We start from the raw sequence: 19,147 nt of genomic DNA on the forward strand, positions 1-19,147 counted from the left end.
GGCGACGGAGTTCGTGGAGCGCCGGGGCGGGGACCAGACGGCGAAGCGGGTGGTGGACCTGTGGGCCCGGGTGCTGCGGGCACCGGCCGCCGAGGCCCGCTCACATGCTCGCGATCAGCCGCTCCACCCGCTCGTCGTACGCCCGGAACGGGTCCTTGCACAGCACCGTCCGCTGCGCCTGGTCGTTCAGCTTCAGATGCACCCAGTCGACCGTGAAGTCCCGCCGCTTCTCCTGCGCGTGCCGGATGAACTCACCCCGCAGCCGCGCCCGGGTGGTCTGCGGCGGAGTCTCCTTCGCCTCAAAAATCTCCGGGTCGGTCGCCACCCGGTCCACCTGGCCCCGCCGCTCCAGCAACCCGTACAGGCCCCGCCCACGCCGCAGGTCGTGGTAGGCCAGATCCATCTGCGCCACTCGGGGATGCGACAGCGGCAGGTCGTGCTTGCGCTGGTACCGCTCGATCAGACGCAGCTTCGTCACCCAGTCGATCTCCCGGGCCACCGGATCCAGGTCGCCGGTCTCCACCGCCCGCAGCACCCGGGCCCACAGGTCCACCACCCGCTTCGCCGTCTGGTCCCCGCCCCGGCGCTCCACGAACTCCGTCGCCTTCGCCAGATACTCCTGCTGGATCTCCAACGCGGAGATCTCCTTGCCCGAGGCCAGCCGCACCTTGCGCTGGCCGGTGATGTCGTGCGACACCTCCCGGATCGCCCGAATCGGGTTCTCCAACGTCAGGTCCCGCATCACCACCCCGGCCTCGATCATCCGCAGCACGATGTCGGCGGTGCCCACCTTCAACAGCGTGGTGACCTCGTTCATGTTCGAGTCACCGACGATCACGTGCAGCCGGCGATACCGCTCCGCGTCCGCGTGCGGCTCGTCCCGGGTGTTGATGATCGGCCGGCTCCGGGTGGTCGCCGAGGAGACACCCTCCCAGATGTGCTCGGCCCGCTGCGACAGGCAGTAGACCGCCCCGCGCGGCGTCTGCAACACCTTCCCCGCCCCGCAGATCAGCTGCCGGGTGACCAGGAACGGGATCAGCACATCGGCGAGCCGGCCGAACTCACCGTGCCGCGACACCAGATAGTTCTCGTGGCAGCCGTACGAGTTGCCGGCCGAATCGGTGTTGTTCTTGAACAGGTAGATCTCACCCGCGATGCCCTCGTCGTGCAGCCGCTTCTCCGCGTCGACGAGCAGCCCCTCCAGGATCCGCTCCCCCGCCCGGTCGTGCGCCACCAGATCGGTCACCGAGTCGCACTCCGGCGTCGCATACTCCGGATGCGAGCCCACGTCCAGGTAGAGGCGGGCCCCGTTGCGCAGGAACACATTGCTCGACCGGCCCCACGACACCACCCGCCGGAACAGATACCGCGCGACCTCGTCGGGGGACAGCCGACGCTGCCCGCGATAGGTGCAGGTGACGCCGTACTCGGTCTCGAGGCCGAAGATTCGCCGCTCCATGATGTGACATTAGCCGCCCGAAGCCCCAGATGGGCAGCGCTCAACCCAGCCATCTCAGCCACGCCCGTCGCCGGCAAGTCCGGGACATCCCACCGCGCGCAATTCTCACGACCGGTACGGTCGGCCACCGTGAGAATCCTGGTCACCGGCGGCGCCGGCTTCATCGGATCGGCGTACGTCCGGCGGCTGCTCACCGGCGCCGAGCCGACCCTCGACGTGGACGCCGTCACCGTGCTCGACGCGTACACCTACGCCGCCACCGAAGGCGCCCTCGACCTGGTCCGCGCCGACCCCCGGCTACGGACCGTCCGCGGCGACGTCCGCGACCCCGCCCTCGTCGACGCCACCGTCCGCGGACACGACATCGTCGTGCACCTCGCCGCCGAGTCGCACGTGGACCGCTCCATCACCGAAGCCGCCGCCTTCGTCACCACCAACGTGGTCGGCACCCAGAACCTGCTCGACGCCGCCCTGCGGCACGGCATCCGCCGGTTCGTACAGGTCTCCACCGACGAGGTATACGGCTCGATCGCCACCGGCTCGTGGACCGAACGGGCGCCACTCGACCCCAGCTCCCCCTACTCGGCCAGCAAGGCCGCCGGCGACCTGCTCACCCTCGCCTACCACCGCACCCACGGCCTCGACGTCGTCGTCACCCGGAGCGCCAACACGTACGGCCCTTACCAGTACCCCGAAAAGATCGTGCCGCTGTTCGTCACCAACCTGCTCGACGGACACGACGTGCCCCTCTACGGCGACGGCGGCAACGTCCGGGAATGGCTGCACGTCGACGACCACTGCCACGGCATCACGCGCGCCCTGACCCACGGCCGGGCCGGCGGCGTCTACCACCTGGGCGGCACCACCGAACTGACCAACCGCGAACTGACCGACCGGCTGCTGGCCGCCTGCGACGCCGGCTGGGACCGCGTCCGACCGGTCGCCGACCGCAAGGGCCACGACCGGCGCTACGCGCTGGACTCCACCACCACCCACCGGGAACTGGGCTGGGCCCCCACCACCGACCTCGACAACGGGCTCACCGCCACCGTCGAGTGGTACCGCGACAACCGCGCCTGGTGGGAGCCGCTCAAGCCACGCCGCTGAACGCTGCCGGCTCCGTCACTCCCCGGACTGCTCGTCCTGCTGCCCCTCCAGGTCCGCCGAGCCGGCCGACGAGATCGGCTTCTTCGCCTCCTCGGTCGGCACCGTCGGAGTCTGCGCCCGCCCCGGCGCCGGCGCGGTGTCCGCGCCCGCGTCCCCCTCCAGCAACGCGGTCAACGCCGCCCCGGTCACCCGCCGGAAGGTACGCCCGATCCGGCGCCGATCCAGGACCGCCACCTCCAACTGGTTGGCGGCGATGGTACGGGCCGCCCCGCCCTCCCCACCGACGCTGCCCAGCGCCGTCACCGCCGCCCGGACCGCCTCCGACAACGACATGTCCGGCCGGTGCTCGTTCTTCAACACCCCCGTGATCGCCTCGGCCTGACCGCCCATCGCCATCCGGCCCGGCTCGTCATTGACCGAACCGTCGTACGTCACCCGGTAGAGCGAGTCGTCATCCGGCGCCGCGCCCACCTCCGCCACGCAGATCTCCACCTCGAACGGCTTCGACTGCTCGGTGAAGATGGCGCCCAGCGTCTGCGCGTACGCGTTGGCCAGGGCCAGGCCGTTCACGTCCCGCCGGTCGTAGCTCAGGCCGTTCAGGTCGGCCATCCGCACCCCCGCGCGGCGCAGGTTCTCGAACTCGTTGTACCGGCCCACCGCGGCGAAACCGATCCGGTCGTAGATCTCACTGACCTTGTGCAGGGTGCTGGACAGGTTCTCCGCGACGAAGAGCACCCCGCCCTCGTAGCTCAGGACCACCGCGCTGCGGCCCCGGGCGATGCCCTTGCGGGCCAACTCGGAACGATCGCGCATGATCTGCTCGGGCGAGGCGTAGAACTGCATGGCCACGGCGGCGGTTCTCCTTCGGGCGCTGTGCTGTGGACTGCTGACGAGTGAGGTGGGAGCGGGATCAGCCGCCCGGGTTCTCCATCCGGCCGGCCACCACGCCCTCCGCGACCGTGGCCGTCTCGGCCTCGGTGAGCCGGTGCGTGCCGTCCGCCGTCGCGGTCATCACCACCGGGTAGATCCGACGGGTGAGATCCGGGCCGCCGGTGGCGGTGTCGTCGTCGGCCGCGTCGTAGAGCGCCTCGACCGCCAGCCGCACCGCGTCGTCGATTGACAGGCCCGCGCGGAACCGCTTCTTCAGCGCCGACTTGGCGAACAGCGAGCCGGACCCGATCGCGTCGTAGCCGGTCTCCTCGTAGGGGCCGCCGGTGACGTCGAAGCTGAAGATCCGCCCGGCGCGCGCCGGGTCCTTGGCGGCCAGGTCGAAGCCGGCGAAGAGCGGGATCACCGCGAGACCCTGCATGGCCGCGCCCAGGTTGCCCCGGATCATCGACGCGAGCCGGTTGGCCTTGCCGTCGAGCGAGAGCATCGCGCCCTCGATCTTCTCGTAGTGCTCCAGCTCCACCTGGAACAGTCGCATCAGCTCGATGCCGATGCCCGCGGTGCCCGCGATGCCGACCAGCGAGTACGCGTCGGCCGGGTGCACCTTCTCGATGTCGCGCTGGGCGATCAGGTTGCCCATCGTGGCGCGCCGGTCGCCGGCCATCACCACGCCACCGGCTGCCGAGATGGCCACGATGGTCGTCGCGTGCGGCGCCATGTCGGCGGCCATGCCGGGCGGCAGCGCCCGCCGGCCGGGCAGCATCTCGGGGGCCACCTTGCTCAGGAACGCTGTAAAGGAGGACGTCCCCGCGTTGGTGAACACATCTGGTAGACGCCCGGATGGATCAAAACCCGCTGCCACGTGGTTCCTCTCAGGTACGTGATCGCCCCGGCCAGCCTCGCGGGACTGTCCCGGAACTGACCAAGACCACCATTACAGTTGAAGCAGAGTATCCCGCGCACCCATCCGGTGCGATGATCGTGGTCCACATGTTCCGGATCAGGGTCGCCGCAGACCGCGCAGACGCCGCCGTGCTCGGCGAGAAGCTCCTGAACCTCCTTCTCCCCGATCCCGTACCACCGACGCAGGTGATACTCGCGGGTGCCGCCACAGAGCCGCTGCGCGGTCTCCTTGCCTCGGGCGTTGTGGCACGGCTTGCAGTAGCTGTGCCGTCCGCTGGCCTTCTTCGTTCGCGGGAAGTCCTCGAGCGGCTTGACCTGGTCGCAGTCCGGGCACCACTTCGACCCGACAGGAACCGGGATCGAAGATCTCTTCTGCGGTCCGATCCCGCGCTTGCGGCGACTCGCCTCAGAACGGGCGGTCGCACAGGTCTTGCAGTAGTAGGCGAGCCCGTCCACCCGTCGCCGGTTGCATGGAACTCCGTGACGGGCAGCAGCCGCTCACACTGCGGGCACTTCTTGCCCGACTCGCTGGGCGAATCGGACATTCTTCTTACTCTCCCCCTTTCTGGACATATCCTCTCACGAACTCCTCTGCGTTTTCCTCGAGGACGGAGTCGATCTCGTCGAGCAGGTCGTCGACGTCCTCGGTGATCTCGGCGTGCCGCTCGGCAACCTCGGGGTTGGCCTGCGCGGTGGCCTCCTCGACCTCCTCGTGCGACTTGCCGTGCTGGGTCTGGCCGCCTTCTTGGGTCGCCATCGTTGCCTCCTCCACGATCGCCTGCGATGAACTTACCTCGGGAGAGCGACGAAAAGCCCGTCGCGCGCCGGGTTCCAGCGCGGGACGGGCTTTCCGGCACCACGGGCCTCAGCCGCCGGTCAGCGTCTCCAGCAGGTCCTTGGCGCTCACGCACCGGTCGAACAACGCCCCGACGTGGTTACGGGTGCCCCGCTCGGGTTCCATCATCGGCACCCGGACCAGCGACTCGCGGCCCACGTCGAAGATGACCGAGTCCCAGCTGGCGGCGACCACCTCGGAGGCGTACTGCGCCAGGCAGCGACCGCGGAAGTAGGCCCGCGTGTCCTCCGGCGGCTCGGTCATCGCGGTGCGCGTCTGCTCGTCGTCGAGCAGGGTCTTCATCGCGCCGCGGGACACCAGTCGGTGGTAGAGGCCCTTCTCCGGCCGGACGTCGGAATACTGCAGGTCGACCAGTTGGAGCTTGTGGGCGCCCCAGCCGAGTTGCTCCCGCTCCCGGTAGCCCTCCAGCAGCCGCAGCTTGGCCACCCAGTCCAGCTCGTCGACGCAGAGGAACGCGTCGCGGCCGAGCCGGTCCAGCACGCTCTCCCAGCGGTCGAGGACGTCGGCGGTCTGCTCGTCGACGTCGTCGCCGTACCGGTCGTCCACGAAGGAGCGGACCCGCTCCAGGTACGCCCACTGCACGTCCAGGGCGGTGAGCCGGCGGCCGTCCCGCATCCGCATCAGGTGCTTGAGCGACGGGTCGTGGCTGACCGCGCGCAGCTCGCCGACCGGGTCGGCGATGCCGAGGTCGGACCCGAGCGCCTTCTCCTCGATCATGGTGAGGATCAGCGCGGTGGTGCCGACCTTCAGGTACGTGGAGATCTCCGACAGGTTGGCGTCGCCGATGATGACGTGCAGCCGGCGATACTTGTCGGCGTCCGCGTGCGGCTCGTCGCGGGTGTTGATGATCGGCCGCTTGAGGGTGGTCTCCAGCCCCACCTCGACCTCGAAGAAGTCCGCCCGCTGGGAGATCTGGAAGCCGCTCTGCCCACCGTCCTGACCGATGCCGACCCGGCCGGCGCCGCACACCACCTGGCGGGTGACGAAGAACGGCGTCAGGTAGGCCACGATGTCGGCGAACGGGGTCTGCCGCCGCATGAGGTAGTTCTCGTGGGCGCCGTAGCTGGCGCCCTTGTTGTCGGTGTTGTTCTTGTAGAGGTGGATGGGGTGGGTGCCCGGGATGGTGGCGGCCCGTTTGGCCGCCTCGGCCATCACCCGCTCCCCCGCCTTGTCCCAGCGCACCACGTCGAGGGGGTTGGTCACCTCGGGGGTGGAGTATTCCGGGTGGGCGTGGTCGACGTAGAGCCGGGCGCCGTTGGTGAGTATGACGTTGGCCAGCCCCAGGTCCTCGTCGGCGAGCGCCTCGGCCGGGTCGTAGGCCGCCCCGGAGTAGGTGAAGCCCCGGGCGTCGCGCAGTGGCGACTCCTCTTCGTAGTCCCAGCGGGCCCGGCCGCCCCGGTTGAGCTCCGGGCGCGCCCCGTAGGCGTTGACCACCTGTGAGGAGGTGACCATCGGGTTGGCCCCGGCCTGGCCGGGCACGGAGATGCCGTACTCGACCTCGGTACCCATGATCCGTCTGACGCTCATCGACCTGCCGCTCCGCTCGCCGTTCGGTCCCCCCGTCACGTCGAGGGTAGTCGCCGCTTCGGCCGAAAAGGGTGTGGCCGCCCCGGGCCGTCCGGTGTGGCGGGTTACGGCGGCTCGGACGGGGACGCGCGCAGGCCCGCGACGCGGGTGCGTCGCGGGCCTGGCGTGGTGCTGTCGGGCCTGCTACAGGTATTGGCCGGTGTTGCTGGCGGTCTCTATCGACCTGCCGGCTTCCGCGCCCTTGCCGCCGGAGACGAGCGTGCGGATGTAGACAATCCGCTCGCCCTTCTTGCCGGAGATGCGGGCCCAGTCGTCCGGGTTGGTGGTGTTGGGCAGGTCCTCGTTCTCCCGGAACTCGTCGACGCAGGCGTCGAGCAGGTGCTGCAGCCGCATCCCCTTGCGCCCGGAGGTGAGGAACTCCTTGATGGCCATCTTCTTGCCCCGGTCGACGATGTTCTGAATCATCGCGCCGGAATTGAAGTCCTTGAAGTAGAGGACTTCCTTGTCGCCGTTGGCGTAGGTGACCTCGAGGAAGCGGTTCTCCTCGGTCTCCGAGTACATCCGCAGCACCACCGCGTCGATCATCGCCGCCACGGTGGCCTGCGGGTCGCCGCCGTGCTCGGTCAGGTCGTCGGCGTGCAGCGGCAGGCCGGGAAGGATGTACTTGGAGAAGATGTCCTTGGCCGCCTCGGCGTCCGGCCGCTCGATCTTGATTTTGACGTCGAGCCGGCCGGGGCGCAGGATCGCCGGGTCGATCATGTCTTCCCGGTTGGAGGCGCCGATGACGATGACGTTCTCCAGGCCTTCGACGCCGTCGATCTCGCTGAGCAGCTGCGGAACGATGGTGTTCTCCACGTCCGAGGAGACGCCGGAGCCGCGGGTGCGGAAGACGGAGTCCATCTCGTCGAAGAACACGATCACCGGGGTGCCCTCGCCGGCCTTTTCCCGCGCCCGCTGGAAGATCAGCCGGATGTGCCGCTCGGTCTCGCCGACGTACTTGTTGAGCAGCTCGGGGCCCTTGATGTTGAGGAAGAAGCTGGTGTGCTTCTCCTCGCCCCGCTTCTCGGCGATCTTCTTCGCGAGGGAGTTGGCCACCGCCTTGGCGATCAGGGTCTTGCCGCAGCCGGGCGGGCCGTAGAGCAGGATGCCCTTCGGCGGCCGGAGCTGGTGCTCGCGGAACAGGTCGGCGTGCAGGAACGGCAGTTCCACCGCGTCGCGGATCTGCTCGATCTGCGCCTGGAGGCCGCCGATGTCCTCGTAGCCGACATCGGGCACCTCCTCCAGCACGAGCTCCTCGACCTCGCTCTTCGGGATCCGCTCGTACGCGTACGCCGAGCGGGGCTCGATCATGAGCGAGTCGCCGGCCCTGATCTGGCTGCCGATCAGAGTCTCGGCGAGGTGCACGATCCGCTCCTCGTCGGAGTGGGAGACCACCAGCGCCCGGTCGCCCGGGGCGCCGCCGGGCCCGGCGAGCACCTCCTTGAGCATCACCACCTCGCCGACCCGCTCGTAGCCGAACGCGTCGACGATGTTGAGCGCGTCGTTGAGCAGGACCTCCTGCCCACGCCGCAGCTCGTCGGCGTCCAGCGAGGGCGAGACGGCGACGCGGAGCTTGCGCCCGCCGGTGAACACGTCCACCGTGCCGTCGTCGTGCTTGGCGAGGAAGACGCCGTAGCCACTCGGCGGCTGGGCGAGGCGGTCGATCTCCTCCTTGAGCGTCACGATCTGCGCGCGAGCCTCCTTGAGGGTGCTCACGAGCCGTTCGTTGTTCTCGGTCAGCCGCGCCAACTGTGCCTGGGTGGCCGCCAGCCGCTCCTCGAGCTGCCGGACGTGTCGGGGGCTTTCGGTCAACTTGCGCCGCACCAGGGCGAGTTCCTCTTGCAGGAACGCGACCTGCGTGGAGAGATCGTGGGCCTCCTTCTCCCACCGTGCGGCGCGCGAGTCCGCGTCGTCGCTGCGTGCCACGTCCCACCTCCCCGGGGGGCTTGAACGTTCTGAGCTAACACTAGCCGCTATGAGCCCGATTCGGTCCCACGCAACGCGCTCGTCACCGAAGCTTGATCGCCAAGGGCTGGTCGTCGGGCGGGTACCGGCGTTCAGGTACCGTCGGGGCGTGGGACGGGAGAACATGGGGGGTGCACCGGTGGCGGAGGTCGCGACGGACCAGCTTCAGGTCTGGGTGGATCAGGACCTCTGCACGGGCGACGGGCTGTGCGTGCAGTACGCACCCGAGGTCTTCGAGTTCGACGTCGACGGCCTGGCGTACGTCAAGGGCCCCGACGGCGAGCTGCGGCAGTCCCCGGGCGCCCGGGTCGACGTGCCGGAGCATCTGCGGCTCGAAGTGATCGACTCGGCGAACGAGTGCCCGGGCGACTGCATCCACGTGGTGCGCGGCAGCGACGGCGTCGAGGTGGCCGGGCCGGACGCCGAGGAGGGCTGACCCCGACCGGAGGTGCGGTGCGGGCCGGGGACGCAGTCCCCGGCCCGCACCGCGTTTCACAGCAGGGGCCGGCCGACGACCGAGGCGACCAGGCGGGCGAACTCCTCCAGCCGGGCGATCTGACCGGCGCCGCCGTCGTCGAGAGTCTTGCCGAAGCGCAGCGCGTCGTGCCGGGGCGCGCCGACGACCTCGTCGCTGGGCGGCGCCTCGTCGAGGGAGCTGAGCAGCAGGTAGACGTCGATGCTGTCGACCCGGACCCCGCCGGTGTCCGGGCGGGTGAGCCGCCGCCGGCAGCCGACCTCGGTGACCGTGGAGACCGGCACCACCCGCAGCGACGAGGTCATCGAGCCGGGCGGCCCCTCCCCCGGCGGCACGTCCTCGCCGTGCCACAGGATCAGGCGGCTGCCGTCGCAGACGACGACCTCCTGCCATACGCCGTTGACCTCGTTGACGAAGCGTTCCAGGGTGAAGCCGAGCACGGAGGCGCCGCGCAGCACCCCGCCGAGGGCTTCCAGTGCGATGTCCGGGTCACGCAGGTACGCCCGGGCGGCGGACTCCAGATCGGCGTAGGGCGACCAGTCCGGGAAGACGGCGGGCAGGTCGCCGTTGCCGTAGCCGGGTTTGCTCATGCCGCCGCCTCCCGGTGTCCCCGCAGCTGCCGGTCCCGTCCGCCGGGGCGCTCACCGCGCACCCCGATCCGCTCGCTGATGGCACTACCTCCACCCGTCCGGTGCCGTCCCCGCCGAGACACATGATCCATCCGCGCACTCGCGGCCCACGCCGTGGGGTCACGGCTGGTCCGTCTCCTGATCCGCCCCGGCCGCCGCCTGCCGGGCCGCCTCCGCCTCGCGCAGCGCCTGCCGGCGCTGGACGTACGCCTCGGTGCCCTTGCTGGGCTTGCGGCGTCGCGGCGGCGCGGTGACCCCGGGGGCGAGCTTGCGCGCGGAGACCAGAAACGCGGTGTGCGCGATCATACGATGGTCGGGGCGCACGGCGAGCCCCTCGGCGTGCCAGTCCCGGACCAGCGACTCCCAGGCGCGCGGCTCGGTCCAGCCGCCGCGCTCGCGCAGCGCCTCGACCAGCTCGGACAGCTGCGGGGTGGTGGCCACGTAGCCGATGAGCACGCCGCCGGGGACGAGTGCCCGCTCGACCATGTCGAGCATCTCCCACGGGGTGAGCATGTCCAGGATGATCCGGTCGAAGCCGGTTTCCTGGCACTCGGCGACGTCGCCGACGTTCAGCCGCCAGGCCGGGTGCGGGCCGTTGAAGAACGCTTCGACGTTGCGCCGGGCGATCTGGGCGAAGTCGTCGCGCAGCTCGTACGAGTGCAGTTCACCCTCGACGCCGACGGCGCGCAGCAGCGAGCAGGACAGCGCCCCGGAGCCGGCGCCGGCCTCGAGGACCTTCGCACCGGGGAAGATGTCGCCCATGGCGACGATCTGCGCCGAGTCCTTCGGGTAGATCACCTGAGCGCCACGCGGCATGGAGAGCACGTAGTCCGACAACAGCGGCCGCAGGGCGAGGAACGCGGTGCCGCCGCCGGTGGTGGTGACCACGCTGCCGTCGGGCAGGCCGATCAGCGTGTCGTGTCGGAGGATCCCCCGGTGGGTGTGGAACTCCTTGCCGGGCTCCAGCGTCACGGTGTGCATCCGGCCCTTGGGGTCGGTCAGCTGCACCCGGTCCCCGGGGCGGAACGGCCCGCGGTGCACCGGCGGCAGCGTGGGGACGGTGGAGGATTGTGCGGTCACGTGTTCGTCTTCCGTTTGGGTTCCAGGAGTTGCGCCAGATCCGCGATGTGCAGAACGCCGACGACATCTTCGCCTGCGGTCACCACGTACTGCGCGCCCGGGTGGGTGCGTACGGTCTCCAGCACGCGTTCGCCGTCCGCACCGACCGGCAGGGTGGGCAGGGTGTCCAGGCCGCGGGAGACCGCGTCCACCGCGAGCCACGGCCGCCGTTGCGGGGGTACGGCGTCGGCCCGGGCCGGGTCGACCAGGGCCACCGGCCGGCCGGCGGCGTCGACGACGGTGAGCGCGGCGTCGGGGGTGGCGGCCTCGGTGCGGCGGCGCTGCGCCTCGGCGAGCGGGGTGCCGCTGGGTACGGGGAACATCGGGCGGGCGAGCCGGGCCAGGTCGACCAGCGGGAGACGGCGGCTGATCCGGGCCATCCGGATGGACTGTCCGGCGCCCCGCCAGAGGGTGACCGCGACCAGCAGCGCCAGCGGTAGCGCCACCGGGGCGATCGCCCGGCGCAGGGTGAGCAGGAGCACCAGGGCCGCGGTGGCGACGGCGACGCCGCGGCCGACCCAGGCGGCGACCTCGGTGCCGCGGTGGCGGTCCCGGGTGAGCGCCCAGACGGCGGCGCGTAGTGCCCGGCCACCGTCGAGCGGCAGCCCGGGCAGGCTGTTGAAGACGGCGACCACGACGTTGCTCGCCGCCAGTTGGAAGGCGAACTGGTGGGCGAGGGTGCCGTCGGGCAGGGCGAGGGTGGCGGCGACGGCGGCGGCGCCGAGCACCGCGGACACCGCCGGGCCGGCGAGGGAGACCAGCAGGTCGACGCGGGGGCTGGGGGCGTCCCGGTCCATCTCGGTGTAGCCGCCGAGCAGCTCCAGGGTGATCCCGCGCACACCGATGCCGAAGCGGCGGGCGGTCAGGGCGTGGCCCAGCTCGTGCAGTAGCACCGAGCCGAGCAGGGAGATCACGAAGCCGAGGCCGACCAGGTAGCCGCCGAGCCGGCCGAGGTCGAGCTGATTGCGGGCGAGGGTGGCGTAGAGGACGGTGACGACCAGGGCGAGCAGCAGCATCGAGGCGTCGACGCGCAGCGGGACCCCGCACACCCGACCGACGGTCAGGCCGGGCCGACGCGGCGGTTGAGACCTCTGCTCCACCAGGTCGATGGTACGCGGCGCGGATCATGCCCCGGTGCGGCGGCGGGGGCCCTGTCACACCGGTGCCCTACCCTTCCGGCATGACGGCGGAACCGGTGATCGACACGCAGGACTCCCCGACTTGCGACAACTCCAGCTCGGCTGGCGGCCATAATTCGGCCTCCGCGCCGCTAGGCGGCGCTCCGGACCGAATGAAGGCCGGTCTGACGCCGCGCCGCGACCTGGAGCCGTCGGTGGCGGTGCCGCCCACGGTGCGGGCGTCGCTGTCGCCGTCGCGGGCGGCGGATTTCAAGACCTGCCCGCTGCTCTACCGGTTCCGCAGCATCGACCGGCTGCCCGAGCGGCCCACGCCGGAGCAGGCCCGGGGCACGCTGGTGCACGCGGTGCTGGAGCGGCTGTTCGACCTGCCTGCGGCGGCGCGCACCCCGCAGTCCGCCGGCGACCTGGTCGCTCCGCAGTGGGACCGGCTGGTCACCGAGCAGCCGGAGCTGGGGACGCTGTTCGCCGAGGGCGACATCGCGGGGGTGGACGGCTTCCTCCGCTCGGCCGCCGCGCTGCTGGAGGGCTACTTCGCGGTGGAGGACCCGCGGCGGCTGGAGCCGGCCGAGCGGGAGGCGTTGATCTCGGCGGTGGTCGACGACGAGCTGCTGATCCGGGGCTACCTGGACCGGCTCGACGTGGCCCCGGACGGCGCGCTGCGGGTGGTCGACTACAAGACCGGCGGCGCGCCGCGGGAGGCGTTCGAGGCGCGGGCGCTGTTCCAGCTGAAGTTCTACGCCCTGGTGCTGTGGCGCACCCGTGGGGTGGTGCCGCGGGTGCTGCGGCTGCTCTACCTCAAGGACGCCGAGGTGTGCGACTACAGCCCCGACGCGGAGGAGTTGCTGCGCTTCGAGCGCACCGTGGTGGCGCTCTGGCAGGCCATCGAGCAGGCCACCGAGCGGCAGGATTTCCGTCCCCGGCCGAGCCGGCTCTGCGACTGGTGCAGCCATCAGGCGTTCTGCCCGAGCTTCGGCGGCACCCCGCCGCCGTTCCCGGCGGCCGGCGCCGGGGATCCGCTGGTCGACGCCCGGTCCCGGCCGGTCGCCCCCGGCGCGGACGAGTGACGTGACCCCCATCCGCGGAGCCGCCGGGGCGGACGCGGCGTGACCGTTCCCGGCCCGCCGCGGATCCTGCGGTGGCGGCCGGACCGTTCCGCCGACCTGCCGCCCGGCCCGGCCGCGACGCCACGGCGGCGTTGAGCGCTCTGACCGAGCGTGAGGTGCTGGTGCCTGCGAAAACGCCGGCGTACGAGACGGGTCTGGTGAGCCCGCGAGTGCGACCGGCGAACGGGGGTGTCCTCCGTCACCTACCGTGACCATCGGTGACGCGGCAGGGTTGACTCTGACGCGACGTGACGTCCTAGCGTCGCCGACGCCGTGCCGGCCGCAGGGTCAGGGTGGTCCCTGAGCCGGCCTCGGGGGTGACCCCCAGCGTGAATTCCGGCGACGGATCCGCCCGGAGTCGGACGGATCCGCGCCCGGCGGCGTCAAGGATGAGAACTGCCGCACCGACCAGCGGGGGCGGTGCGGATCAGCAGGTTGGACGGAAGAGGTAGATGACGTGACCGCGACGACAGGCCAGCAGGCGCAGGCCGCGGCCCGAGCGAACGACGTGTGGAAGGTGTACGGCAGCGGTGAGGCCCAGGTCACCGCGCTGCGGGGGGTGACCGCCGAGTTCGAGCGGGGCCGGTTCACCGCGATCATGGGCCCGTCCGGGTCAGGCAAGTCGACGCTGATGCACTGCCTGGCCGGCCTCGACTCGGTGACCCGGGGCACGGTCTCGATCGGCGAGACGATGGTGACCGGGCTCAACGACGCCGGGCTGACGAGGCTGCGCCGGGACAAGGTGGGCTTCATCTTCCAGCAGTTCAACCTGCTGCCCACGCTCACCGCCCAGGAGAACATCCTGCTGCCGATGTCGATCGCCGGCCGCAAGCCGGACCCGGCCTGGTACGACACGGTGATCGCGACGGTCGGCCTGCGGGACCGGCTGGGGCACCGGCCGGCGCAGCTCTCCGGTGGCCAGCAGCAGCGGGTGGCGTGCGCCCGCGCCCTGGTCGCCCGCCCCGAGGTGATCTTCGCGGACGAGCCGACCGGCAACCTGGACTCCCGCTCCGGCGCCGAGGTGCTGAACTTCCTGCGCGACTCGGTCCGCGAGCACGGCCAGACCATCGTGATGGTGACCCACGACCCGACCGCCGCCGCGTACGCCGATCGGGTGGTCTTCCTGGCCGACGGCCAGATCGTCTCCGAGCTGATCGAGCCGACCGCCGACACGGTGCTGGACACGATGAAGAAGCTGGACGTCCCGGCCGAGGTGGCCAGCTGATGCTCCGGGCCACACTGAAGAGTCTGTTGGCGCGCAAGGTACGCCTGCTGCTGTCCGGCCTGGCGGTGGTGCTGGGCGTCATGTTCGTCTCCGGCGCGTTCGTGCTCACCGACACCCTCGGCCGCACCTTCGACGCGATCTTCGCCGACGCGTACGCGGGGGTGGACGTCAACGTCGCCGCCAAGCCGAAGATCGCCGGGTCGGAGATGGGGGGCGAGCAGACGGCGCCGTTCCCGGCGGCGACGGTGGACAAGGTCCGCGCGGTGCCGGGGGTGGCCGAGGCCACCGGCGTGGTCGCCGTCGACGGGGCCCAGCTGATCGGCAGCAACGGCAAGGCGGTCGCCTCGGTCGGCCCGCCGCAGCTGGGCGAGAACTGGACCGGCGAGTCCGATCAGCTGCAGCTGCGCGAGGGGCACGAGCCGCGGACCGACGACGAGATCGTCATCAACCAGGGGCTCGCGACCGCCGGCAGGGTGAAGCTCGGCGATCGGGTCGGGGTGCTCACGCCCCGGGAGCCGAAGCAGGACTTCACCATTGTCGGGATCGCCGGCTACAGCGGCGGCCGCGACTCGATCGGCGGCAGCAACGAGATCATGTTCACCACCCCGATGGCGCAGCGGCTGATGCTGGGCGAGCCGAACACCTTCAGCAGCGTGAAGGTCAACGCCGCCGACGGGGTCTCCGACGAGTCGCTGCGCGACGCGGTGGCCGCCGCCTTGGGTGACGGATACGTGGTCAAGACCGGCGAGCAGCTCTCCACCGACGCCGCCCAGGGCTTCAAGACGGCGCTGTCCTTCTTCAACCGGATCCTTCTCGGCTTCGCGGCCGTGGCGCTGCTGGTCGGCACGTTCCTGATCCTCAACACCTTCTCGATCATCGTCGCGCAGCGGACCCGTGAGCTGGCCCTGATGCGGGCCGTCGGGGCGAGCCGTCGGCAGATCATCGGCTCCGTGGCGGTGGAGGCCGTCACGGTGGGCCTGATCGCCTCGGCGTTCGGCCTGGCCGCCGGCGTCGGCATCGGCGCCCTGCTGGCGTGGCTGTTCGGCAACCTGGCTGGGGGGCTCACGCTGGCCGGGATCGGCGTACCGGCGGCGGCGGTGATCGGCGCGTTCTCGGTCGGCCTGGTGATCACCCTGGTGGCGGCGCTGCTGCCGGCGCTGCGCGCGTCCCGAATCCCGCCGATCGCGGCGATGCAGGACGTGGCGACCCCCGACCGGCCACTGACCCGGATCACGGTGGCCGGCGCGCTGGTCACCGCGGTCGGCTCCGCGCTGCTCTTCCTCGGGCTCAGCGGCAACGCCAAGGGCAACACCCTCGCGACCATCCTGGGCGGCGTGCTCTTCGCCTTCATCGGCGTGGCGCTGCTGACCCCGTTGATCAGCCGCCCGGTGGTCTCCCTGCTGGGGGCGATCTTCGCCTGGTCGGTGCCGGGCAAGCTGGGGCGGCTCAACTCCGGGCGTAACCCCCGCCGCACGGCGATCACCGCCGCCGCGTTGATGGTCGGCATCGCCCTGGTCACCGGGGTGACGGTGATTCTCGACTCCGCGAAGCAGAGCGTGAGCACGCTGGCCAAGGACAGCGTGAAGGCCGAGCTGGTGATCGCCGGCGTGCAGAGCGGCCCACGGCCGCCGAGCTTCGACCCGGCGGTGCTGGAAAGCGTGGCGGCGCTGCCCGGCGTGCAGCTCGTCGACGGCGAGTACGGCGACATGGCCGAGGTCAACGGGGAACGGACCTGGGTGGCCGCGTCCAGCAACGTGGCCGCGCTGGAGCAGATCTTCGGGGCGAAGGCCACCGCCGGCGACATCAGCCGGCTGGGCCCGGACCAGATGCTGTTCAGCTCCGACACCGCCAAGTCCCGGGGGGTCACGGTCGGCTCGACGGTGACCGTGCAGCTGTCCCGGGGCGAATCCCACACCTACACGGTCAGCGGCATCTACCAGAGCTCACAGCTGACCAACCCGGTGCTGCTGCCGCCGCAGGCGGCCCGCGACTTCGCCATGCCGAAGCCGGTCCAGGGCTTCGTGCAGCTCGCCCCGGGAGCCCGGGTCGCCGACGTCCAGCCGCAGGTGGAACGGCTGCTCGCCGACTCCCCCGAGGTGTCGGTGGCCGACCGGGACGCGTTCATCAAACAGCAGACCAGCTCTGTCGACGGGCTGCTCCGGATGATCCAGATCCTGCTGGCGCTGGCCATCGTGATCGCGGTGCTCGGCATCGTGAACACCCTGGCGCTGTCGGTGCTGGAACGCACCCGGGAGCTGGGCCTGCTGCGGGCGATCGGGCTGCGCCGAGCGCAGACCATGCGCATGATCACCGTCGAGGCGGTGGTGATCTCGGTGTTCGGCGCGCTGCTGGGCGTCGCCGTCGGCAGTGGCCTCGGCGCCGCCGTGGTCCACGCGCTCAAGGACGAGGGGATCAACGACCTGGTCCTACCCTGGGGGCAGATGGCGGTCATGCTCGGCCTGGCCGCGATCATCGGGGTGATCGCCGCGATCCTGCCGGCGATCCGCGCCGCGCGGATCAACGTACTGGGCGCCATCGCCCACGACTGAGATGCAAGGAGGGGCCCCCTGTTAACGCCTGGCGTACAGCAGGGGGCCCCTATTAGCGCCCGAAGGGCGCCGGGATCAGGCCGGCGGATCGCCCAGCAGCGCCGCGAGCAACTCCAGGTCCGCCCCGGTCAGGCTCTCCAACTGGTGTACGCCGTCCGTCGGCGGCAGCGGCACCTCGGCCGGTACGGCCAGCACGGCCGCCCCGGCGGCCAAGGCGCTCGCCACCCCGGTCGGCGAGTCCTCGATCGCCACGCACCGTTCGATCGGCACGTCGAGCAGCCGGGCTGCGGTCAGGTACGGCTCCGGGTGCGGCTTGGCGGCGCCCACCTCGTCCCCGCACACCACCGCGTCGAAGCTGTCCCGGCCGAGGGTGTCGAGGGCGACCTCGACCAGCGGCCGGCCGCTGGAGGTGACCAGGGCGGTCGGTATGCCGGCCGCGCGGACCGCCCGCAGCAGCGCCAGCGCGCCCGGCCGCCAGCGCAGCCCGATGCGGAACAGCTCCAGGATCCGGGCGTTGATCCACTCGGCGCTGGCCTGCGGGTCCCGTTCCGGTTGGACGAGGTCGTCGTGCAGAATCCGCATCGAGGCGGCCATGCTGGTGCCGATCATCGCCCGACGCGCGGTGTCCGAGAGGGTGCCGCCGTAGACCGCGGCGAGCTCCTGCAACGCGACGTCCCACAGTTTCTCGCTGTCGACCAGGGTGCCGTCCATGTCGAAGAGCACGGCGGCGGGATGTCTGCTGCTCAGCGGGGGCCTCCTCTGGTGGGCGTACCCGCCGATCCTCTCAACCGGGTGCGGGCGGCGGCCGACGGTGCCCGCGGAGGGTGACCTACGGCATCAGCCCGGCCGCCGGCACCGCGTTCAGCCGGTGAAGCCGTGGCCGCCGTGTTCCATCCGTCGTGCCGCGCGTGTTCCCGTTCGGCCGCCCGCACCGCCGCCGGGTCGTCGTCGGCGCTGAGCCGGCGGCGGTCCCGCCAGCCGGCGTACCCGATCCAGCCCCGGTCGACCTGGCGCAGCTCACCCACCGCCCGAGGAGAACTGGTTACGGCGGACCGTGTCGGCCTGGAGGCCGTGACGCTCGCGCTCGTACCGCTGCTGGTCGGCCTGGGCGCTGCGCGTGGCTGCCCGGTCCTCGTCCGGGGTGGACCGCCGCCGGTCCCGCCAGGAGACGTACCCGACCGCCGCGGCGACGAGCACCACCGCCACCGCCGATGCCACCAGAATCGTCGTCATGGCCGCCACGGTACGACCGGCGCACAACCCGCGAGAGACGCCGAACCCGGCTACGCTCCCGTCATGATCGGCGCCGACTTCGACAGGCACGAACGGTCCCGGTGGGCGGGGCGGGCCGAGGCGTACGAGCGCAGCTTCGGCCGGCTCTGCGCGTACCCGGTGGAGGCGCTGCTGGACGCGGCGGCGGTGCGGACCGGGCGGCGGGTGCTCGACGTCGGCACGGGACCCGGCACGGTCGCGGCGGCGGCCCTCGCTCGCGGCGCCGAGGTGGTGGCCGTCGACGCGGAGCCAAGCATGCTCGACGCGGCGCGGCGAAACGCGCCGGGCGCACAGGTCCGGCAGGCCGTGCTGCCGCGTCTGCCGTTCCCGGCCGACGGGTTCGACGCCGTGGTGGCCAACTTCGTGCTCAACCACGTGGGCGACCCGGCCGCCAGCCTGGCGGAGCTACACCGAATGGTCCAACCCGGCGGCCGGGTGGCGATCACCGTCTGGCCCGCCCCGCAACCGCCGCTGCAACGGCTCTGGGGCGAGGCGGTCGCCACCGCCGGGGTCGCGACGCCGGCGAACCTGCCCCGGCTCGCGCCGGACCGGGACTTCCCGCGCACCGAGGCGGGGCTGGCCGGGCTGCTGGCCACGGCCGGGCTGACTGATCGGCCCCAGCGGACCCCGGCCCGGGCGAGCGCCCAGGCCGGCGGCCACTCGCCGGCCTCAGCGACGCGGCCGTGCCTCAGTCCAGGCCGCGCATGATGTGCGGCTCCCCGTCGTCCTCGCCGAAACAGCGGTGCAACACCTGCGCCCGGGCCCACAGGTCGAGGCTGCTCGGCGGCTCCTCGGGAGAGTCTGCCGGCACGCCGACGATCGTGGGCGTGGCCGGCCGGACCTTGACTGGCGTGTCCTCGGCCATCGTCGTCCCCTTCCCTCCGTCACCTTA

The 19,147-nt window shown here is 71.6% G+C and carries 20 protein-coding genes; 6 read left to right on the forward strand and 14 right to left on the reverse strand.

What is annotated here, in order from left to right; genetic code table 11:
- Positions 1 to 100: 100 nt before the first annotated feature.
- Positions 101 to 1,459, reverse strand: coding sequence for a Pup--protein ligase (pafA, locus tag AB0C02_RS31210; RefSeq protein ID WP_357552721.1), 1,359 nt, complete (start codon positions 1,457 to 1,459; stop codon positions 101 to 103).
- 129 nt (positions 1,460 to 1,588) lie between these two features.
- On the opposite strand from pafA, the gene rfbB reads away from it, so the two are divergent.
- Positions 1,589 to 2,566 (forward strand): dTDP-glucose 4,6-dehydratase, encoded by a 978-nt coding sequence (rfbB, locus tag AB0C02_RS31215; protein ID WP_357552722.1) that lies wholly within the window; start codon positions 1,589 to 1,591, stop codon positions 2,564 to 2,566.
- A gap of 15 nt (positions 2,567 to 2,581) precedes the next feature.
- Here the strand turns inward: rfbB and prcA are convergent, their stop codons facing one another.
- From prcA to arc, 6 genes are all read right to left on the reverse strand, one after another.
- Positions 2,582 to 3,415, reverse strand: a complete 834-nt coding sequence (gene prcA / locus AB0C02_RS31220; RefSeq protein ID WP_357552723.1) for a proteasome subunit alpha — start codon at positions 3,413 to 3,415, stop codon at positions 2,582 to 2,584.
- 61 nt (positions 3,416 to 3,476) lie between these two features.
- The gene (gene prcB / locus AB0C02_RS31225; RefSeq protein WP_357552724.1) at positions 3,477 to 4,316 is read right to left on the reverse strand and encodes a proteasome subunit beta; all 840 of its coding nucleotides are present in this window, start codon (positions 4,314 to 4,316) and stop codon (positions 3,477 to 3,479) included.
- On the reverse strand, positions 4,235 to 4,813 hold the full coding sequence (locus tag AB0C02_RS31230) for an endonuclease VII domain-containing protein (RefSeq protein WP_357552725.1): 579 nt from the start codon (positions 4,811 to 4,813) through the stop codon (positions 4,235 to 4,237). Before AB0C02_RS31230 ends, prcB begins: the two co-directional genes overlap by 82 nt.
- 94 nt (positions 4,814 to 4,907) lie before the next feature.
- A complete protein-coding gene (locus tag AB0C02_RS31235) occupies positions 4,908 to 5,114 on the reverse strand; it encodes a ubiquitin-like protein Pup (RefSeq protein ID WP_091202105.1) in 207 nt (68 codons plus the stop codon).
- A gap of 108 nt (positions 5,115 to 5,222) precedes the next feature.
- Positions 5,223 to 6,740 carry a depupylase/deamidase Dop gene (dop, locus tag AB0C02_RS31240; protein WP_357552726.1) on the reverse strand — a complete coding sequence of 506 codons (1,518 nt, stop codon included), beginning with the start codon at positions 6,738 to 6,740 and terminating at the stop codon, positions 5,223 to 5,225.
- Positions 6,741 to 6,923: 183 nt separating this feature from the next.
- The gene (gene arc, locus AB0C02_RS31245) at positions 6,924 to 8,705 is read right to left on the reverse strand and encodes a proteasome ATPase (RefSeq protein WP_357552727.1); all 1,782 of its coding nucleotides are present in this window, start codon (positions 8,703 to 8,705) and stop codon (positions 6,924 to 6,926) included.
- 178 nt (positions 8,706 to 8,883) lie between these two features.
- Between arc and AB0C02_RS31250 the strand changes: the two genes are divergently transcribed.
- On the forward strand, positions 8,884 to 9,180 hold the full coding sequence (locus AB0C02_RS31250) for a ferredoxin (protein WP_357552728.1): 297 nt from the start codon (positions 8,884 to 8,886) through the stop codon (positions 9,178 to 9,180).
- 56 nt (positions 9,181 to 9,236) lie between these two features.
- Here AB0C02_RS31250 and AB0C02_RS31255 read toward each other — a convergent pair whose 3' ends face one another.
- The 3 genes from AB0C02_RS31255 to AB0C02_RS31265 all read right to left on the reverse strand — a co-directional run bounded on the left by AB0C02_RS31255 (position 9,237) and on the right by AB0C02_RS31265 (position 11,983).
- Positions 9,237 to 9,809, reverse strand: a complete 573-nt coding sequence (locus AB0C02_RS31255; protein WP_357552729.1) for a hypothetical protein — start codon at positions 9,807 to 9,809, stop codon at positions 9,237 to 9,239.
- A gap of 159 nt (positions 9,810 to 9,968) precedes the next feature.
- Positions 9,969 to 10,928, reverse strand: coding sequence for a tRNA (adenine-N1)-methyltransferase (locus AB0C02_RS31260; protein WP_357552730.1), 960 nt, complete (start codon positions 10,926 to 10,928; stop codon positions 9,969 to 9,971).
- A complete protein-coding gene (locus AB0C02_RS31265; RefSeq protein ID WP_357552746.1) occupies positions 10,925 to 11,983 on the reverse strand; it encodes a site-2 protease family protein in 1,059 nt (352 codons plus the stop codon). The genes AB0C02_RS31260 and AB0C02_RS31265 overlap by 4 nt, the downstream gene beginning before the upstream one ends.
- A gap of 275 nt (positions 11,984 to 12,258) precedes the next feature.
- On the opposite strand from AB0C02_RS31265, the gene AB0C02_RS31270 reads away from it, so the two are divergent.
- The 3 genes from AB0C02_RS31270 (at position 12,259) to AB0C02_RS31280 (ending at position 16,983) form a co-directional block, all read left to right on the forward strand.
- A complete protein-coding gene (locus AB0C02_RS31270) occupies positions 12,259 to 13,170 on the forward strand; it encodes a PD-(D/E)XK nuclease family protein (RefSeq protein ID WP_357552731.1) in 912 nt (303 codons plus the stop codon).
- Positions 13,171 to 13,666: 496 nt separating this feature from the next.
- Positions 13,667 to 14,434 carry an ABC transporter ATP-binding protein gene (locus AB0C02_RS31275; RefSeq protein ID WP_357552732.1) on the forward strand — a complete coding sequence of 256 codons (768 nt, stop codon included), beginning with the start codon at positions 13,667 to 13,669 and terminating at the stop codon, positions 14,432 to 14,434.
- Positions 14,434 to 16,983 (forward strand): FtsX-like permease family protein, encoded by a 2,550-nt coding sequence (locus tag AB0C02_RS31280; RefSeq protein WP_357552733.1) that lies wholly within the window; start codon positions 14,434 to 14,436, stop codon positions 16,981 to 16,983. Before AB0C02_RS31275 ends, AB0C02_RS31280 begins: the two co-directional genes overlap by 1 nt.
- Positions 16,984 to 17,058: 75 nt before the next feature.
- Here AB0C02_RS31280 and AB0C02_RS31285 read toward each other — a convergent pair whose 3' ends face one another.
- From AB0C02_RS31285 to AB0C02_RS31295, 3 genes are read right to left on the reverse strand one after another with little or no spacing between them, the layout of a single operon-like run.
- Positions 17,059 to 17,706: an HAD family phosphatase gene (locus tag AB0C02_RS31285; protein ID WP_357552734.1), complete on the reverse strand. Its 648-nt coding sequence runs from the start codon at positions 17,704 to 17,706 to the stop codon at positions 17,059 to 17,061.
- A gap of 20 nt (positions 17,707 to 17,726) precedes the next feature.
- On the reverse strand, positions 17,727 to 18,008 hold the full coding sequence (locus AB0C02_RS31290) for a hypothetical protein (RefSeq protein ID WP_357552735.1): 282 nt from the start codon (positions 18,006 to 18,008) through the stop codon (positions 17,727 to 17,729).
- Positions 18,001 to 18,216: a hypothetical protein gene (locus tag AB0C02_RS31295; protein WP_357552736.1), complete on the reverse strand. Its 216-nt coding sequence runs from the start codon at positions 18,214 to 18,216 to the stop codon at positions 18,001 to 18,003. The genes AB0C02_RS31290 and AB0C02_RS31295 overlap by 8 nt, the downstream gene beginning before the upstream one ends.
- 63 nt (positions 18,217 to 18,279) lie before the next feature.
- Here AB0C02_RS31295 and AB0C02_RS31300 point away from each other — a divergent pair, with 63 nt between their 5' ends.
- Entirely contained in the window at positions 18,280 to 18,963 is a 684-nt protein-coding gene (locus AB0C02_RS31300) for a class I SAM-dependent methyltransferase (RefSeq protein WP_357552737.1), read from the forward strand.
- Here AB0C02_RS31300 and AB0C02_RS31305 read toward each other — a convergent pair.
- A complete protein-coding gene (locus AB0C02_RS31305) occupies positions 18,944 to 19,120 on the reverse strand; it encodes a hypothetical protein (protein ID WP_357552738.1) in 177 nt (58 codons plus the stop codon). The genes AB0C02_RS31300 and AB0C02_RS31305 overlap by 20 nt on opposite strands.
- Positions 19,121 to 19,147 lie beyond the last annotated feature (27 nt).

This window comes from Micromonospora sp. NPDC048999, assembly GCF_040649295.1.
GTDB lineage: Bacteria > Actinomycetota > Actinomycetes > Mycobacteriales > Micromonosporaceae > Micromonospora.

What these genes read in the sequence shown, in the direction of transcription:
- pafA (WP_357552721.1), bottom strand. Translation starts at nt 1,459, where the DNA reads ATGGAGCGGCGAATCTTCGGCCTCGAGACCGAGTACGGCGTCACCTGC.
- AB0C02_RS31305 (WP_357552738.1), bottom strand. Translation starts at nt 19,120, where the DNA reads ATGGCCGAGGACACGCCAGTCAAGGTCCGGCCGGCCACGCCCACGATC.
- AB0C02_RS31295 (WP_357552736.1), bottom strand. Translation starts at nt 18,216, where the DNA reads ATGACGACGATTCTGGTGGCATCGGCGGTGGCGGTGGTGCTCGTCGCC.
- AB0C02_RS31235 (WP_091202105.1), bottom strand. Translation starts at nt 5,114, where the DNA reads ATGGCGACCCAAGAAGGCGGCCAGACCCAGCACGGCAAGTCGCACGAG.
- AB0C02_RS31255 (WP_357552729.1), bottom strand. Translation starts at nt 9,809, where the DNA reads ATGAGCAAACCCGGCTACGGCAACGGCGACCTGCCCGCCGTCTTCCCG.
- AB0C02_RS31265 (WP_357552746.1), bottom strand. Translation starts at nt 11,983, where the DNA reads ATGCTGCTGCTCGCCCTGGTCGTCACCGTCCTCTACGCCACCCTCGCC.
- AB0C02_RS31300 (WP_357552737.1), top strand. Translation starts at nt 18,280, where the DNA reads ATGATCGGCGCCGACTTCGACAGGCACGAACGGTCCCGGTGGGCGGGG.
- AB0C02_RS31280 (WP_357552733.1), top strand. Translation starts at nt 14,434, where the DNA reads ATGCTCCGGGCCACACTGAAGAGTCTGTTGGCGCGCAAGGTACGCCTG.
- dop (WP_357552726.1), bottom strand. Translation starts at nt 6,740, where the DNA reads ATGAGCGTCAGACGGATCATGGGTACCGAGGTCGAGTACGGCATCTCC.
- AB0C02_RS31270 (WP_357552731.1), top strand. Translation starts at nt 12,259, where the DNA reads ATGAAGGCCGGTCTGACGCCGCGCCGCGACCTGGAGCCGTCGGTGGCG.